The organism is Bifidobacterium catulorum (assembly GCF_003129925.1).
Classification (GTDB): Bacteria; Actinomycetota; Actinomycetes; order Actinomycetales; family Bifidobacteriaceae; genus Galliscardovia; species Galliscardovia catulorum.
In genome coordinates this window covers 1-15,233 of the sequence record NZ_QFFN01000043.1, presented here as the reverse complement: position 1 = coordinate 15,233, position 15,233 = coordinate 1, and the positions used below count along the sequence as shown (strand labels likewise).

The following is a 15,233-nucleotide window of genomic DNA, read 5'->3' as shown; positions in this document are numbered from 1 at the left end:
GTCGTCTCCCCTCAGGGATGAGGGGAGCTGGCCGCCGTAGGCGGTCTGAGGGGAGTGTCGCGTGGCTTCGTACGGTGGTGTGTAATGCGGTTGTGTGGAGTTTGCCGGTGTGATGGTCTTTCGGCTGTCTCCCCTCAGTCGGCTTCGCCGACAGCTCCCCTCGCCGAGGGGAGCCGGTTGGTGTGGAGGTCATCCCGCTGGCTCTTTTGCCGGGGGTCTTTTGGTGTGACGGTCTGTCTAGTCGGCTCCCCTCATGGATGAGGGGAGCTGGCCGCCGTAGGCGGTCTGAGGGGAGCGCCACGTAACTGCGGTGGATTTGATCGGCTTCATCGTCGTGCCAGCGGGTTCGTCCCTTACCCCATAACCCGCGGTTTACAGCAAAAAAACCTCCATGAATTACTTCATGGAGGTTTAATGAACACTAGTAGCGGGGCATGGATTTGAACCATGGACCTCTGGGTTATGAGCCCAGCGAGCTACCGAGCTGCTCCACCCCGCGTCGGCCCTTATCTCGGGCAACCTGAATAACTATACGTATTTTCCTGATGAAGTCAATTCGATATTCGCCATACGGGGAATACGTAGTTGCCAATCGTTGGAATCATTGGTATTTGTCGGCGTGTCGAAATGCGCTTCGTATGTTGCCGTGTACGTGGCCCTATATGTCGTTGACGTCGTGGTCGATATGTCGTTGTCGACGTCATCGCATGGCGATAGCCGGAGTCGATAGCCCGACATAAGGGGAATCGTTGGCGCCGACGGCGATAGCGCCTCCCCGGTGTGGCACGCGTGGCTCCGCACTGCAATAATTGAATACATGCCTATCAAGATTCCGAAGGGTCTGCCGGCCCGTGCGATACTCGACTCCGAACGCATCTTCGCGCTGGAGAGCGACGACGCGGTCAAGCAGCGCGTCCGTCCGCTCCGTCTGGTCATCCTGAATCTGATGCCCAAGAAGATCGAGACGGAGACGCAGCTGCTGCGTCTGATCTCCAAGTCCCCGCTTCAGGCGGACATCGACTTCATGAAGACGTCGACGCATGAGGCCACGCATACCAGCCGCGACCATCTGCTCAAGTTCTACGAGAATCTTGACGCCTTCGAGGACAACTATTACGACGGGCTGGTCGTCACCGGTGCGCCGGTCGAGCACCTGCCGTTCGAGGAGGTCGACTACTGGGACGAGTTCAAGCGCATCCTCGATTGGGCGAGCACCCACGTGTTCTCGACCATGTATCTGTGCTGGGGTGCGATGGGGGCGTTGTATTACCGGTACGGGGTGAGGAAGCATCTGCTCGACAGAAAGACGTTCGGCGTGTTCCCGCAGCGTCTGCAGGACGAGTACTGCTTCATCACCAACGGATTCGACGAGATCGCGTTGCAGCCGCATTCGCGTCTCGCCGACGTGGATATGGACGACATCCGCGCGAATCCCGATCTGCAGGTGCTCACCTGGGGTCCGGAGAGCGGTCCGGGGCTGGTGGCCACGCGCGACTTCTCGGAGGTGTTCGCGCTCGGGCATTGGGAGTACGGCAAATGGACGCTTGCCGAGGAGTATGAGCGGGACATGGCGCGTGGGCTGAAGAACGTGCCGTTCCCGACGAACTACTTCCCGCATGACGATCCGAGCCAGGAGCCGTTGTTCGCGTGGCGCTCCCATGCGAACCTGCTATGGCGCAACTGGCTTAACTGGGTGTATCAGACCACGCCGTACGATTTGACCGAGGTGCCGCAGCTGCGTGCGGAGAAACGGCTGGGCACGGACCGGAGGTATCGTCGGTCGCCGGCGGGCCCGCGCGGTGACGATTTCCATACGTTCGACGGCTGCGGCTATGGCGTGATCGAACGGTAGCGCAGCCGGCGACGGGGCGACACGCCGATGACGAGTTCTCCCGGCTCCTCCAAATCCGACAGTTCGCCCGCCGGCGTCGTTTCGAACGCGACGTCGGCGGGCGAACCGTCCTGTTTCGCGCGTGTACCGGCGTCCGGCTCCCATGCAAATCGGACGTCGTCATTCTTATCGGCGCGTCCACATAATGACCACATCTGCTGATATCGATGTCCGAATAATGATATCGATGTCCGAATGATGGTCTTTCCGAGATGGTGGCCGGTATTGCCTGATGCGGGGAAAACCGCAAAAAATCAAGCGATGACGATTACCATGACGATTTCGTTCCGATATGCGCATCGGTAATCGAGCGTGAAGACATCCTGAAACGTACTCTGTATTATCGCGTGAATTCCGGTACGCTGGTAAGGCAGTGGAGGCTCGCGCAGGCATGCAACGATAGCATGCTGCGCGTTAACGTTCGTGACACAATATCGGTGCAAAAAGCGCTATATTGGTTCAGGTTCGATTAAGAGGAGGCACGCAGTATGGCAGGCGTTGCAGCATTGACAGGGGCTGCGGGTGTGGTGTTGGCCGCGCAGTCAGGCCCTGAAATCCCCTCGATCGATGAGTTCCTCCCTCCGGAGATCATTTTCGCAGGCACGCCGTTCGCCATGAACAGGATCATCATGGTCCGTCTGATCATGACGATCGTGATGCTGGTCGTTCTCGGCATCACCGCGTCCCGAGCGAAGCTGATTCCCGGACGGTGGCAGGGATTCGTCGAATGGGGCATCGAGTACGTTCGCGACAAGATCGTGTACGAGGTCATGGGGGAGTTGCGCGGCAAGCGCTACGTTCCGATGATCTCCACGATCTTCTTCACGATTTTCTTCTTCAACCTGTGCGGCATCATCCCCGGCATGAACATCGCGGCCACGGCCACGATCATGATGCCGTTGATCTTCGCGCTGTGGACCTTCGTCCAGTACTGGATCGCGGCCTGCCGTGAGCAGGGCCTGCTGAGCTACCTCAAGCAGGAGTGCACGCCCCCGGGCGTCCCGTTCCCGGTGCTGATCCTGCTGGTCCCGATGCAGCTCATCGACATCCTGATCATCCGCCCGGCATCGCTGACGCTGCGACTTCTGGCCAACATGATCGCCGGCCACCTCATCGTGGCGCTGTGCTTCTCGGCCACGCAGTTCTTCCTGATCATCGCGGAGAACAAGCTGATGATGGGCGCCGGAGCGGTGACGCTGGCGTTCGGCTTCATCATGACCCTGTTCGAAGGCTTCGTGGCCTATCTGCAGGCGTTCATCTTCGCCACGCTCTCCTCGGTGTACATCAACATGAGCTACCCCGAAGTCGACTGATCAGGCCGACGACCCGCACAGATTCGTATCTTCATAATTCAATACGGTTTTTAACTGGGTTTTGATTCGTACGCTTACGAACCCAAAAGAAAGGAAACAACAATGGATCTCATCACTCTCGCAGAGGTGACCGGCAACCTGAGCGCCATCGGCTACGGCCTCGCCGCCATCGGACCCGGCATCGGCGTCGGCATCGTGTTCGGCAAGGCTATCGAGGCCACCGCCCGCCAGCCCGAGCTCGGCGGCCGCATCCAGACCCTGATGTGGATCGGCTTCGGTCTGATTGAGTTCCTCGCCCTCCTCGGCTTCATCTCCGGCTTCATCTTCACCGCCTGATTCCTCTGGAACACGGTAAGTAATCCAGACGAACGAAGTGAAAGGAGGCGGATATGGAGACATTTGCGGAAGGCAAGAGCGGCATCGCGCTGTTCGTTCCGGAGAGCTATGACATCATCTGGTCTTCGGTCGTGCTGATCGTCGTCGCCATATTCTTCTATAAGTTCTTCCTGCCGAAGTTCCAGTCGATCTTCGACGAAAGGGCCGCCCGGATCGAAGGCGGCATGGCCAAGGCCGAGAAAGCCCAGGCCGACGCCGACGCCGCCAAGAAGAAGTACGAGGACCAGCTCAACACGGCCCGCGTCGACGCCGCGAAGATCCGCGACGACGCCCGTGCCGAGGCCTCGCACATCATCGCCGACGCCCGCACCAAGGCGGAGTCCGACGCGGCGCAGATCACCGCGAACGCTCAGAAGTCCATCGAATCGCAGCAGCAGCAGGCTCTCGTGAGCCTCAAGGGCGAGGTCGGCGCGCTTGCGACGGCCCTTGCCGGCAAGATTCTGGGCAGCAAGCTTTCGGATTCCGACGTGCAGTCCTCGATGATCGATTCCATGATCGACGGCATCGATAAGGACCCCGCCGGAAAGGCCAAGTGAATCATGGCTGGACTGGTGAAAACTCGCGAAGCACAGGGCAGGAGGTGAACTTTCGATGTATGGAGAGACTTCAAAGGGCTCGGTGAAGGCACTGCGTGAGTCCTTCGCCGAGAAGCTGGCCGCCGCCGGCACCGAGGCGAAGACCGTGGGCGACGAGCTGTTCGACCTCGCCGCGGTGTTCGACGGCAACCGCGCGCTTTCCCGCGCGCTGACCGACCCCGCATACCCGGCCGAGACCAAGGTGAAGCTGGTCTCCACGATTCTGCAGGGCAAGGCCACGCCGCTGACCGTCGAGATCGCCGAAGGTCTCGCGGCCAAGCGATGGAGCAAGCCCTCGGACATCGCGGACGCCACGGAGGACCTGGCCATCGACGCGCTGCTCAGCGCCGCCGATGCACGCAACGCCTGCTCGACCGTGTCCATCGAGCTGTCGGAGCTTGCCTCCGCGCTGCTCAATCTCCCGGTCGTGCGTCAGCGTCTGTCCGACGCCCACGCCAAGCCCGAGGTACGCGTGAAGTTCCTGAAGAATCTGCTCAAGGGGCAGGCCCTCGATCCGGTCACCATGGATCTTGCGGAGCACGCCACCCGCGATCTGCGCAATCGTCGATTCCTGTCGACGATCAACTGGCTGATCGACGTCGTGGCCACCCACCGCAACCGTTCCATGGTCACGGTCACGAGCGCCATCCCGCTGAAGGACGAACAGTTCCAGAAGATCAAGAAGGTGTATGCCAAGAAGCTTGGTCGTCAGGTGTTCGTCAACAGCGTGGTAGATCCACGCGTGCTCGGCGGCATGCGCATCCAGGTGGGGTCGGAAGTCACCGACAACACCGTTGCGGCCCAACTGCAGAATCTCAAGCGAGCCGTGGCCTGACCGCTTCCGGTCGGCAGGGCGAGCTGAACGAACTGAAGAACGTTCTTGAATACAAACAACAAAAGGAGTGATCAATGGCAGAATTGACCATCGATCCCGCGGCGATACGCCAGGCGCTCGACGACTTCGTCGAGTCCTACAAGCCGTCCGAGACGCCGACCGAAGAGGTCGGCATCGTCCGGACGGCCGGCGACGGTATCGCGCACGTGGAGGGTCTCCCCGGATGCATGGCCAACGAGCTGCTGAAGTTCGAGGATGGCACGCTCGGTCTGGCATTCAACCTGGATGCCCGTGAGATCGGCGTCGTCGTGCTCGGCGACTTCGCAGGCATCGAAGAGGGCCAGGAAGTGCGCCGCACCGGCGACGTGCTCTCCGTGCCCGTCGGCGACGGCTATCTCGGCCGCACCGTCGATCCGCTGGGCCAGCCCATCGACGGCTTGGGGGAAATCAAGAGTGAGGGCCGTCGAATCCTTGAGGCGCAGGCCCCCGACGTGATGCACCGCCATCCGGTCGACGAGCCGCTGTCCACCGGTCTTAAGGCCATCGACGCCATGACGCCGATCGGCCGTGGCCAGCGTCAGCTGATCATCGGCGACCGCCAGACCGGCAAGACCGCCATCGCCATCGACACCATCATCAACCAGAAGGCCAACTGGGAGTCCGGAGACCCGAAGAAGCAGGTCCGCTGCATCTACGTGGCCATCGGCCAGAAGGGTTCCACCATCGCCTCCGTGCGCCAGTCCCTCGAAGAGGCCGGTGCCATGGAGTACACCACGATCGTGGCGTCCCCGGCATCCGACTCCGCAGGCTTCAAGTACATCGCCCCGTACACCGGCTCGGCCATCGGCCAGCACTGGATGTACCACGGCAAGCACGTGCTCATCGTATTCGACGATCTGTCGAAGCAGGCCGAAGCCTACCGTTCGATCTCGCTGCTGCTTCGCCGCCCGCCGGGGCGTGAGGCCTACCCGGGCGATGTGTTCTACCTGCATTCGCGTCTGCTCGAACGCTGCGCGAAGGTGTCCGACGATCTCGGCGGCGGCTCGATGACGGGCCTGCCGATCATCGAGACCAAGGCGAACGACGTCTCGGCCTACATCCCCACCAACGTCATCTCCATCACGGACGGCCAGATCTTCCTGCAGTCCGACCTGTTCAACGCCAACCAGCGCCCGGCCGTGGACGTCGGCATCTCCGTGTCCCGAGTCGGCGGCGCCGCCCAGACCAAGGCGTTGAAGAAGGTCTCCGGCACGCTGAAGATCTCGCTGGCACAGTACCGTTCTCTGGAATCCTTCGCCATGTTCGCCTCCGATCTGGATGCGGCGTCGAAGGCCCAGCTGAACCGTGGTGCCCACCTGACCGAGCTGCTCAAGCAGCCGCAGTTCTCCCCGTACTCGATGGAGCAGGAAGTCGTTTCCGTGTGGGCCGGCACCCACGGCAAGCTCGACGACCTCGACCTTGAGGACGTGCTTCCGTTCGAGCATGGCCTGCTGGACTACGTCGACCACAACACCGACATCCTGAAGACCATTCGCGAGACCGAGCAGTTCACCGACGAGACCGAGGCCGCCCTGGATAAGGCCGTCGAGGAATACCGCGGCACCTTCGTGCAGCATGACGGCACCCCGCTCGTCGCCGAGAAGCCGGTCGAGAAGACCGACACCCCGGTCGAGCAGGAGAAGCTGGTCGCACGCAAGGCTTCCACCAAGGCGGAAGAGGAGTAATCTATGGCATCGCAACTCGCATATAAGGCGCGCATCGCCTCCACCGCGTCGTTGGAGAAGATCTTCAACGCGCAGGAGATGATCGCAAGTTCTCGCATCGCCAAGGCCCGTAACGTGGCTTTGGCCGCGAAGCCTTACTCCGATGCGATTTTCGATGCCGTCCAGGCTCTGGCCCAGCACACCCATATCTCGCACCCGATCGTGAGGAAGGACGAGGACAACCCGAACGTGGCCGTCCTCGCCCTCACGGCGGACCGAGGCATGGCAGGCGCCTACACCTCGTCGATCATTCGCGAGACGGAAAGCCTGCTGGCCAAGCTTGATGACAAGGGCAAGAAGCCCGAGCTTTATGTCTACGGCCGCCGCGGCGTCACGTACTACAAGTACCGTGGCCGCGATGTGCGCGGCACCTGGGAGGGCAATACGGATGCCCCCGGCGTCGAAGTCGCCGAGGAGATCTCCAAGGCCCTGCTCGATGCCTACATGAAGCCGGCCGAAGAAGGCGGCGTGAGCGAACTCTACATCGTGTTCACCGAATTCGTGAACATGGTGGTGCAGAAGGTGCGCATCCTGCGCATGCTTCCCGTGGAGCTCGTAAGCGTCGAAGACGATGAGAAGGCCGAGGCGTCGGGTGCCCCCGAGGCCCGCCCGCTCTACTCCTTCGAGCCCAGTCGTGATGAAGTCCTCGATCGCGTCCTCCCGAAGTACGTGCAGTCCCGCATCCACGAGTGCCTGCTCACCAGCGCGGCATCGGAGACGGCTTGCAGGCAGAACGCCATGCACACCGCCACGGACAACGCACGCAACCTGATCGACGAACTGACGCGCAAGCTCAACGCCACACGTCAGGCCGCGATTACTCAGGAACTTACCGAGATCATCGGCAGCGCTGACGCGCTGAACAACGAGAAAGAATAGGAGCGCCATGGCAGTAAATGTAGCTGCGGCAACGGCGTCCGAGACTGATGCCTCGGAAGCCACGCAGGGCCGCATTGTTCGTGTCCAAGGCTCGGTCATCGATATTGAGTTCGCGGCAGGCCATCTGCCCGACATCTACAACGCATTGACGGTCGAAATCGCCGCCACCGGCAGCACCGAGGGCGAGGAAAGCCACAAGATCATGCTTGAGGTCGAGCAGCACCTGGGTGACTCCATCGTGCGCGCCGTCGCCCTGAAGCCGACCGACGGTCTTGTCCGTGGCGCCTTCGTCACCGACACCGGCGGCCCGATCGAGGTTCCGGTCGGCGACGTGACCAAGGGCCACGTGTTCGACGTTTCCGGCAACATCCTCAACAAGAAGGCCGACGAGACCATCACCGTCAAGGACCGTTGGCCGATCCACCGCAACCCGCCCGCCTTCGACCAGCTGGAATCCAAGACCCAGATGTTCGAAACCGGCATCAAGGTCATCGATCTGCTCACCCCGTACGTGCAGGGCGGCAAGATCGGTCTGTTCGGCGGCGCAGGCGTCGGCAAGACCGTGCTCATCCAGGAGATGATCCAGCGAGTCGCACAGAACCACGGTGGCGTCTCCGTGTTCGCCGGCGTCGGCGAGCGCACCCGTGAGGGCAACGACCTCATCGGCGAAATGGAGGAGGCCGGCGTTCTCGAAAAGACCGCACTGGTCTTCGGCCAGATGGACGAGCCCCCGGGGACCCGTCTGCGCGTCCCGCTGACCGCACTGACCATGGCCGAGTACTTCCGCGACGTGCAGAACCAGGACGTGCTGCTCTTCATCGACAACATCTTCCGATTCACGCAGGCCGGTTCCGAGGTGTCCACGCTGCTGGGCCGTATGCCTTCCGCCGTGGGCTACCAGCCGAACCTCGCGGACGAGATGGGTGCCCTGCAGGAGCGAATCACCTCCACGCGAGGCCACTCCATCACCTCCCTGCAGGCCATCTACGTGCCGGCCGATGATTACACCGACCCGGCCCCCGCCACGACCTTCGCCCACCTCGACGCGACCACCGAGCTTTCCCGTGAGATCGCATCGAAGGGCATCTACCCGGCCGTGGATCCGCTGGCCTCCACCTCGCGAATCCTCGACCCGCGTTACGTCGGTCAGGCCCACTACGAGACCGCCAACCGTGTCAAGGCCATCCTGCAGCGTAACAAGGAGCTGCAGGACATCATCGCCCTGATCGGTATCGACGAGCTCGGCGAGGAGGACAAGACCACCGTCAACCGTGCCCGCAAGATCGAGCAGTTCCTCGGACAGAACTTCTACGTGGCCGAGAAGTTCACCGGTCGTCCCGGCTCCTACGTGCCCAAGGACGAGACCATCGAAGCCTTCAAGCGCATCTGCGACGGCGTGTATGACGACGTCCCGGAGCAGGCGTTCTCCGGCATCGGCGGCATCGAGGACCTCGAAGAGAAGTGGCATCAGATGCAGAAGGAGTACGCAGCCTGATGGCCGCCTCCAACAAGCCAACGATGAAGGTGAACATCGTCGCCGCCGACCGGCCCGTATGGTCGGGCGAGGCGACGATGGTCTCGCTGCCGGCTTCCGAGGGCTCCATGGGAATCCTCGCCGACCACGAGCCGGTGCTGACCGCCACCAACGACGGACTGGTCAAGGTGACCGAGCCGAGCGGCAACGTGCTCGGCTTCAAGGTGACCGACGGCTTCATCTCGTTCGACTCCAACAAGCTCACCGTAGCCGTGGAGACCTGCGAGGAAGCCAAGTCCATCACCGAAGGCGAATAATCGCCTCCCGCGCACACATATAGGACGCGGACCGTGTCACGCAACACGGTCCGCGTCCTTTTCTATCCTGTCCCATATGCGTATCATCGTCGCCGACTGTTCGGCCGAATACTCCGGCCGGCTCAACGCCACCCTTCCCGAAGCCAAACGCGTCATCCTCATCAAAGCCGACTCCAGCTGCCTCATCTTCTCCGAACTCGGCTCCTACAAGCCCCTCAACTGGATGGCCGCCCCCTGCACGCTGAAAGAACACGACGTCGAACCCGACGACACCATTCCCGACGACATCCACCAGCCGCTGAAACAGCTCCGCGTCGCCGCCGACAAGGGCTCCGACATACTCGTCGTCTCCCTCTACCACATCTACTCCGACCAGGACTTCGACCTCGGCACTGACCCAGGCCTCGTCAAAGACGGCGTCGAAGACCACCTCCAGCGATACCTCGCCGAACAGATTGAACGCATCGGCGACGGCGCCAGACTTATCCGCCGTGAATACCCCACCGCCATCGGCCCCGTCGACATCATGGCCATCGACGGCCAGGGCACCCACGTCGCCATCGAAATCAAACGCAACGGCGGAATCGACGGCGTCGAACAACTCACCCGATACTGCAAACTCCTCAACCGCGATCCACTGCTCGCCCCCGTCCGCGGCATCTTCGCCGCCCAAACCATCAGCCCCCAAGCGCAAATCCTCGCCAAAGACCGCGGGTTCGAATGCCTCATCCTCGACTACGACGAGATGAGGGGGGCTGATTCCAACGAACTCCGTCTCTTCTGAAATCGCGATGCCGTCACCAAAAGGCTCCCCTCGGTCGTGCGGACGGGACCGTGTGGAGCTATGTGGCACTCCCCTCAGACCGCCTACGGCGGCCAGCTCCCCTCATTCATGAGGGGAGCCAGTGGGATGGAGCATCATACCAATAGGCTCACGTCCAAAGAAAAAGGCTCCCCTCGATTGTGTGAATAGGACCGTGTGGAGTTATGTGGCACTCCCCTCAGACCGCCTACGGCGGCCAGCTCCCCTCATTCATGAGGGGAGCCGTTGGGATGGAGCATCACATCAATAGGCTCACGTCCAAAGAAAAAGGCTCCCCTCGTTGAGGGGAGCTGGCAGGCGTAGCCTGACTGAGGGGAGGATCCGTCATCGGGCCGGAACCCGGCATGACGCACGCCGCCGCACCGAACCCCGGCATGACGCACGCCACCGGCGCGGTCGCAGTGTTCAATACGCAGTGTTCAATACGCAGTGTTCAATACGCAGTGTTCAATACGCAGTGTTCAATACGCAGTGTTCAATACGCGGCGATCGCGGCGATCAGTACGCGGCGAGGATGTCGACCACGAAGATCAGCGTGGAATTCGCCGGAATGCCGCTCTTCTCCTCGGAACCATAGCCTAGGCTCGGCGGAATGACCAGCAGCACCTGCGAGCCGACCGTCTGGCCGGTCAGACCCTGCGTCCACCCCTTGACCACCTGGTTGAGGGCGAAATCGGAGGGTTCGCCGCGGTCCCACGACGAATCGAACTGCTTGCCGTTGCTGGCCAGCCAGCCCGTGTAGTGGGCCGAAACGGTGTTCGTCTCCTTCACCTTCTCGCCCTTGCCCTTGATGAGCGTCTGCACCACGAGCTTGTTGCCCGGCTTGTAGCCGTTCAGATCGAGCGAAGGCTTGCCGTTCGACGCCAGTGTGACCTTCGGCAGGTTGGACGGGATGTTCGTCACCTTGTCGCCGGTGGCCTTGCTGATGGCCTTGGACTTCGAGATGATCGTCATCACGTTGATGTACTTCTCCAACGTTCCCGACGACGAGGATCCCGACGACGTATCCACACCAAGGGCGATCGTCGTATTGACCTTCATGCCCTTGAACAGGTTGTAGTAGGCGTCGTCGATCGAATCCTTCTTGACGAGGATGCCGCATTCGGGCGTGTTCTTGTCCCAGGTGTTGTCGACCTCCTCGCCGCTCTTGGCGTCGAGGATCATCTGCTGGGTGCACAGGCGGTCGCCGTCCTCGATGACGTCGCCGTCACCCTTCTGAAGAATCTGATATGTGGCGTTCTTCACCGTGAACGGGGTTTTGAACGTGACCTTGGGTTTTTCGCCAAGCTTGCCGGACGCCTTGATGCCGGTCATCTCGGTCAGTGACGTAGACTGCGAGGACGACGAAGACGATGACGAGGACGACGTCGAGGAATCGGAACCGTTGCCGGAGCCGCCGCAGGCCGCGAGCGAAAGGGTCAGCACCGCGGCGCAGGCCACGGCGATGCCACGTCGCGCGGACGGGCGGAACGAGGAAATAAAATCGCGCATGACACATAACTCTATCGGCATTTCATGACCGGACGCACGTTCGCATGGGGACGACGTGCAGAGGGGATTGTAGAATGACAGGCAATATGACTGACAAGAACCCTCAGAATAAGGCTGCGTCATCGATGGCGGACGATGGGAAAACGACGGCGGATCATGCCGTCCACGCCTCGAACGCACCCAAAACAGAGAACCGGGCCGCGGCGTGGGCCGCATCGTCGGAACCGATTCCGACCCCGCCCGCGAACAATCCCTACGACGACCGTCGACCCGCCGCCGAAACCGCAGTGCTCAAGCCGCTCGGTCCGCAGGAGGACGCCGACGACATCGACGACATCGGCAACGACCTGTTCGCGCTCGTGTCGCGCAAGGCCAGGCGAGACCAGCAGACCCAGAATGCGGTGGCCAAAACCGATGCGGCGGTCAAAACCGATGCGGACGAATCCAAGACCGAGATGACCAAGGCGACCGAGACCAATGCCGCTGGGAACAGGAACGACGACGCCGACGAGACGGCGACCCGCGTGATCGACTCCAAGACCACGCCCTCCTCGGAGGCCGCCACCGAAGTCTTCGCGCCGATCGACGCGACGCCGAAGGACAAGCCCGCGAACGGACTGGCCGGACTCGTCGGCACCGTCGGCGGCCATACCGACGACGATCACGACGGCCACGATGACGATGCGGACGAATCCGAAGCCGCCAAGAACGCCGAATCCGAACCCACTGACGAGGAACACGACGACGAGAAGCACGCCGACGAGGAACACGCCGCACGCAGACGCAAACGCCACGTCATGATCACCCGCGGCATCCTCACGCCGCTGTTCGGACTGCTCGCCGTCGCCGCATTCGTCTTCGGCGGCCTCAACATGACCATCTGGAAGCCGAACCCCAACGTCGACGTCTCCACCGGCACCATCGGCACGGCATACATCGTCACCGACCCGGGCGTGCTCGCGCTCGCCGACAACACCGTCAAACTCGCCGCCAAGGCGGACTCCGCATCACAGGTGTGCATGGCCGTCGCCTCGCCGCGCGACGCCACCGGATGGCTCGCCGGACAGACCTATACCCGCGTCACCCAGATGCAGACCTGGCAGAAGTTCGCCACCCAGCAGTCGGCGGAACAGGCCGGCGAAGGTCAGAACGGCGACGCATCCTCCGAATCGGCTGTCGCATTTCAGGACTCCGACATGTGGGACTCCGTGCAATGCGGACAAGGCACGGCGACCATGCAGTGGAAGGGCGACGGCGGCGACCGCGTCGTCATCGTCACCGCCACCGGTTCCGACGGCACCGCCGCATCCGGCATCGACTTCTCCATGAGCTGGACGCGTGCACAAGTGCCCGACTACGCCACCCCATGCTTCTTCGTCGGCGGACTGCTCGTGCTGCTGGCCATTCTCACCGCATCGATCTTCTCCATCGAAGCACATCGACGCCGCAAGAAGACGGTCGAGCCTGAGCCTGAGCCCGAGCCGGAGCCCGATCCGGACGGCAAACCCCACTGGATGCATCCCGGCGCGGAACCCCCCGCACCAAGCGAACGCGACCGCCGCCGCAACCGTCGCAACGCACGCCGTGGATCGCGACGCCACACCCGCAGATACGAGGAACGGCACGCCCAGGAGGAGCAGGCACAGGACAATGGTCCGGAAGTGCTCGACGTCACCTCCGTAAACCTGCTCCAGCAGAACACGCCCTCCGTCAGCAACGACGAACTCCAGGCGTACTTCGCCCGACTCGCCGCCGAAAACGCTGCCAACGACAACGCGGCCAACGACAACGCCGTCGCGAACGATGGCAACGGCGATGGCCGCGACCACGACGGCAACGGCGAAGCCGACGGCAACCGCGAAGCCGACGGCAACGACGACAAAGCGAACAAGGAAGGCAAGTGATGAACAAGACCACAACACTCCTGCAGCGTGTCGTCGCCGCATCCCTCGCCATCGGCATCATGCCGCTGCTCTCCGCATGCCAGGAGAAAGTCCCCACCGTGAGCGCACCAACCTCCACCACCGCGGCACCGGTCATGACCGAAGCCAAGGAGGAGGCCATCCGAGGCAAAATCCTCGACGTGCTCACCAAAACCGATCAGGCCAAAAACGCCGACGGACTCAGCGAACGCGTTGAAGGCCCCGAACTGGCCATCCGCACCAGCCAGCTCACCATCGCCAAAGCCACCAACACCCTCGACAAGCGCAGCACCGTCCCCTCCAAGATCAGCCAGACCGTGATTCCCACCGACTCCAGCTGGCCGCGCTCCATCTTCACCATCACCACCACCACCGACGACCAGCAGTCCCAACGACTCCTCGTCCTCAACCAGGCCGACGCCCACAGCAACTACAAGCTCTGGGGCATCGCCCGACTCTTCCAAGGCGCCCAACTGCCCGCCTTCGAAGTCCCCAAGATCGGATCCTCCATGGGCACCGCCAAAGACACCGGCCTCGTCAACACCCCGGCTGACGCCGTCGCCCACTACGCCGACCTCCTCCAAAACGGCAGCAGCAGCAAATACGCCAAGGATTTCGGCGACGACCAGCTCCGCAACGATCTCGCCGAACTCACCGCCACCGTGCAAAAAGGCATCGAAGCGAACAAAGGCACCCAAAGCCAGAAATTCAGCGTCCAGGCCGACCAGATCCGCGTCATGCGCGCCGCTGGCGGCACCGGCGACCTCGTCGTCGCCCAAATTAACTCCGAATGGACCCGATCCGCCGGCGAAGGCCGTGAATCCCTCCCCGCCTCCGACGCCGAAAAAGCACTCTTCGGCAAAGGCAAAGCCACCAGCACCATGAAAGTCACCTACGTGAATGTTGTCGCGCTCTGGGTGCCCAAGCAAGGCAGCGGCGAGAAGGTGCAGGCTGTGGGAGCCGAACGTCAGCCCATCAAGGTCGAAGCCCAATGATGGTGCGTCTTTCGTCGTGTGGAAGACTCGACGTACTGTTGTACGCCTTCGCCTTCCACACGGCGAAATCCGCACGCATCATTGCATGATGGAGCGTCTTTCGTCGTGTGGAAGACTCGACGTACTGTTGTACGCCTTCGCCTTCCACACGGCGAAATCCGCACGCATCATTGCATGATGGAGCGTCTTTCGTCGTGTGGAAGACTCGACGTACTGTTGTACGCCTTCGCCTTCCACACGGCGAAATCCGCACGCATCATTGCATGATGGAGCGGTCTGCTTCGGACGGTTACAGCGTCCCCCCCCCACGGATGGTGGGGGAGCTGTCAGCGCAGCTGACTGAGGGGGCGTTCCGGTGTGACGTACTGTTGTACGCCTTCGCCTTCCACACGGCGGAATCCGCACGCATCATTGCATGATGGAGTGTCCTGCTTCGGGCGGTTACAGCGTCCCGGCTCCCCCACGGATGGTGGGGGAGCTGTGGCGGATTCTAGTGGTGGTTGCAACACCTGTGTTGTTGTGCCACCTTGGATGGTGGTCTTTGCAATGGTGATGATCG

Annotated in this window: 13 protein-coding genes and 1 tRNA gene; 12 read left to right on the top strand and 2 right to left on the bottom strand. The window is 62.0% G+C overall.

What is annotated here, in order from left to right; genetic code table 11:
- Positions 1 to 425 precede the first annotated feature (425 nt).
- A tRNA-Met gene (locus DF200_RS09675) sits at positions 426 to 499 on the bottom strand.
- Between the two features lie 318 nt (positions 500 to 817).
- Here DF200_RS09675 and DF200_RS09670 point away from each other — a divergent pair.
- The 10 genes from DF200_RS09670 (at position 818) to nucS (ending at position 10,227) form a co-directional block, all read left to right on the top strand.
- On the top strand, positions 818 to 1,852 hold the full coding sequence (locus tag DF200_RS09670; RefSeq protein WP_109138067.1) for a homoserine O-succinyltransferase: 1,035 nt from the start codon (positions 818 to 820) through the stop codon (positions 1,850 to 1,852).
- A 527-nt stretch (positions 1,853 to 2,379) separates the two neighbouring features.
- Positions 2,380 to 3,204: a F0F1 ATP synthase subunit A gene (gene atpB, locus DF200_RS09660; RefSeq protein ID WP_109138065.1), complete on the top strand. Its 825-nt coding sequence runs from the start codon at positions 2,380 to 2,382 to the stop codon at positions 3,202 to 3,204.
- Positions 3,205 to 3,306: 102 nt separating this feature from the next.
- On the top strand, positions 3,307 to 3,540 hold the full coding sequence (atpE, locus tag DF200_RS09655) for an ATP synthase F0 subunit C (protein ID WP_100510135.1): 234 nt from the start codon (positions 3,307 to 3,309) through the stop codon (positions 3,538 to 3,540).
- A gap of 53 nt (positions 3,541 to 3,593) precedes the next feature.
- Positions 3,594 to 4,136, top strand: a complete 543-nt coding sequence (locus tag DF200_RS09650) for a F0F1 ATP synthase subunit B (protein WP_109138064.1) — start codon at positions 3,594 to 3,596, stop codon at positions 4,134 to 4,136.
- A gap of 55 nt (positions 4,137 to 4,191) precedes the next feature.
- Complete coding sequence (locus DF200_RS09645; RefSeq protein ID WP_109138063.1) at positions 4,192 to 5,010, top strand: F0F1 ATP synthase subunit delta; 819 nt, start codon at positions 4,192 to 4,194, stop codon at positions 5,008 to 5,010.
- Between the two features lie 74 nt (positions 5,011 to 5,084).
- Positions 5,085 to 6,734: a F0F1 ATP synthase subunit alpha gene (gene atpA / locus DF200_RS09640; protein ID WP_109138062.1), complete on the top strand. Its 1,650-nt coding sequence runs from the start codon at positions 5,085 to 5,087 to the stop codon at positions 6,732 to 6,734.
- Between the two features lie 3 nt (positions 6,735 to 6,737).
- Positions 6,738 to 7,652 (top strand): F0F1 ATP synthase subunit gamma, encoded by a 915-nt coding sequence (locus tag DF200_RS09635; RefSeq protein ID WP_109138061.1) that lies wholly within the window; start codon positions 6,738 to 6,740, stop codon positions 7,650 to 7,652.
- 7 nt (positions 7,653 to 7,659) lie between these two features.
- Complete coding sequence (gene atpD, locus DF200_RS09630; protein WP_109138060.1) at positions 7,660 to 9,147, top strand: F0F1 ATP synthase subunit beta; 1,488 nt, start codon at positions 7,660 to 7,662, stop codon at positions 9,145 to 9,147.
- Entirely contained in the window at positions 9,147 to 9,443 is a 297-nt protein-coding gene (locus DF200_RS09625) for a F0F1 ATP synthase subunit epsilon (protein ID WP_109138059.1), read from the top strand. The genes atpD and DF200_RS09625 overlap by 1 nt, the downstream gene beginning before the upstream one ends.
- Positions 9,444 to 9,519: 76 nt before the next feature.
- Entirely contained in the window at positions 9,520 to 10,227 is a 708-nt protein-coding gene (nucS, locus tag DF200_RS09620; RefSeq protein WP_109138058.1) for an endonuclease NucS, read from the top strand.
- Between the two features lie 537 nt (positions 10,228 to 10,764).
- On the opposite strand, the gene DF200_RS09615 is transcribed toward nucS, so the two are convergent.
- Complete coding sequence (locus DF200_RS09615) at positions 10,765 to 11,757, bottom strand: FKBP-type peptidyl-prolyl cis-trans isomerase (RefSeq protein ID WP_109138057.1); 993 nt, start codon at positions 11,755 to 11,757, stop codon at positions 10,765 to 10,767.
- 86 nt (positions 11,758 to 11,843) lie between these two features.
- Here DF200_RS09615 and DF200_RS09610 point away from each other — a divergent pair, with 86 nt between their 5' ends.
- On the top strand, positions 11,844 to 13,661 hold the full coding sequence (locus DF200_RS09610) for a hypothetical protein (protein WP_146192067.1): 1,818 nt from the start codon (positions 11,844 to 11,846) through the stop codon (positions 13,659 to 13,661).
- Positions 13,661 to 14,674, top strand: a complete 1,014-nt coding sequence (locus tag DF200_RS09605; RefSeq protein WP_109138055.1) for a hypothetical protein — start codon at positions 13,661 to 13,663, stop codon at positions 14,672 to 14,674. The genes DF200_RS09610 and DF200_RS09605 overlap by 1 nt, the downstream gene beginning before the upstream one ends.
- Positions 14,675 to 15,233: the final 559 nt, after the last annotated feature.

Coding starts and splice junctions, on each gene's coding strand:
- DF200_RS09650 (WP_109138064.1), top strand. CDS start 3,594: ATGGAGACATTTGCGGAAGGCAAGAGCGGCATCGCGCTGTTCGTTCCG.
- DF200_RS09625 (WP_109138059.1), top strand. CDS start 9,147: ATGGCCGCCTCCAACAAGCCAACGATGAAGGTGAACATCGTCGCCGCC.
- DF200_RS09670 (WP_109138067.1), top strand. CDS start 818: ATGCCTATCAAGATTCCGAAGGGTCTGCCGGCCCGTGCGATACTCGAC.
- DF200_RS09605 (WP_109138055.1), top strand. CDS start 13,661: ATGAACAAGACCACAACACTCCTGCAGCGTGTCGTCGCCGCATCCCTC.
- atpD (WP_109138060.1), top strand. CDS start 7,660: ATGGCAGTAAATGTAGCTGCGGCAACGGCGTCCGAGACTGATGCCTCG.
- atpA (WP_109138062.1), top strand. CDS start 5,085: ATGGCAGAATTGACCATCGATCCCGCGGCGATACGCCAGGCGCTCGAC.
- DF200_RS09610 (WP_146192067.1), top strand. CDS start 11,844: ATGACTGACAAGAACCCTCAGAATAAGGCTGCGTCATCGATGGCGGAC.
- DF200_RS09645 (WP_109138063.1), top strand. CDS start 4,192: ATGTATGGAGAGACTTCAAAGGGCTCGGTGAAGGCACTGCGTGAGTCC.
- atpE (WP_100510135.1), top strand. CDS start 3,307: ATGGATCTCATCACTCTCGCAGAGGTGACCGGCAACCTGAGCGCCATC.
- DF200_RS09615 (WP_109138057.1), bottom strand. CDS start 11,757: ATGCGCGATTTTATTTCCTCGTTCCGCCCGTCCGCGCGACGTGGCATC.
- DF200_RS09635 (WP_109138061.1), top strand. CDS start 6,738: ATGGCATCGCAACTCGCATATAAGGCGCGCATCGCCTCCACCGCGTCG.
- atpB (WP_109138065.1), top strand. CDS start 2,380: ATGGCAGGCGTTGCAGCATTGACAGGGGCTGCGGGTGTGGTGTTGGCC.
- nucS (WP_109138058.1), top strand. CDS start 9,520: ATGCGTATCATCGTCGCCGACTGTTCGGCCGAATACTCCGGCCGGCTC.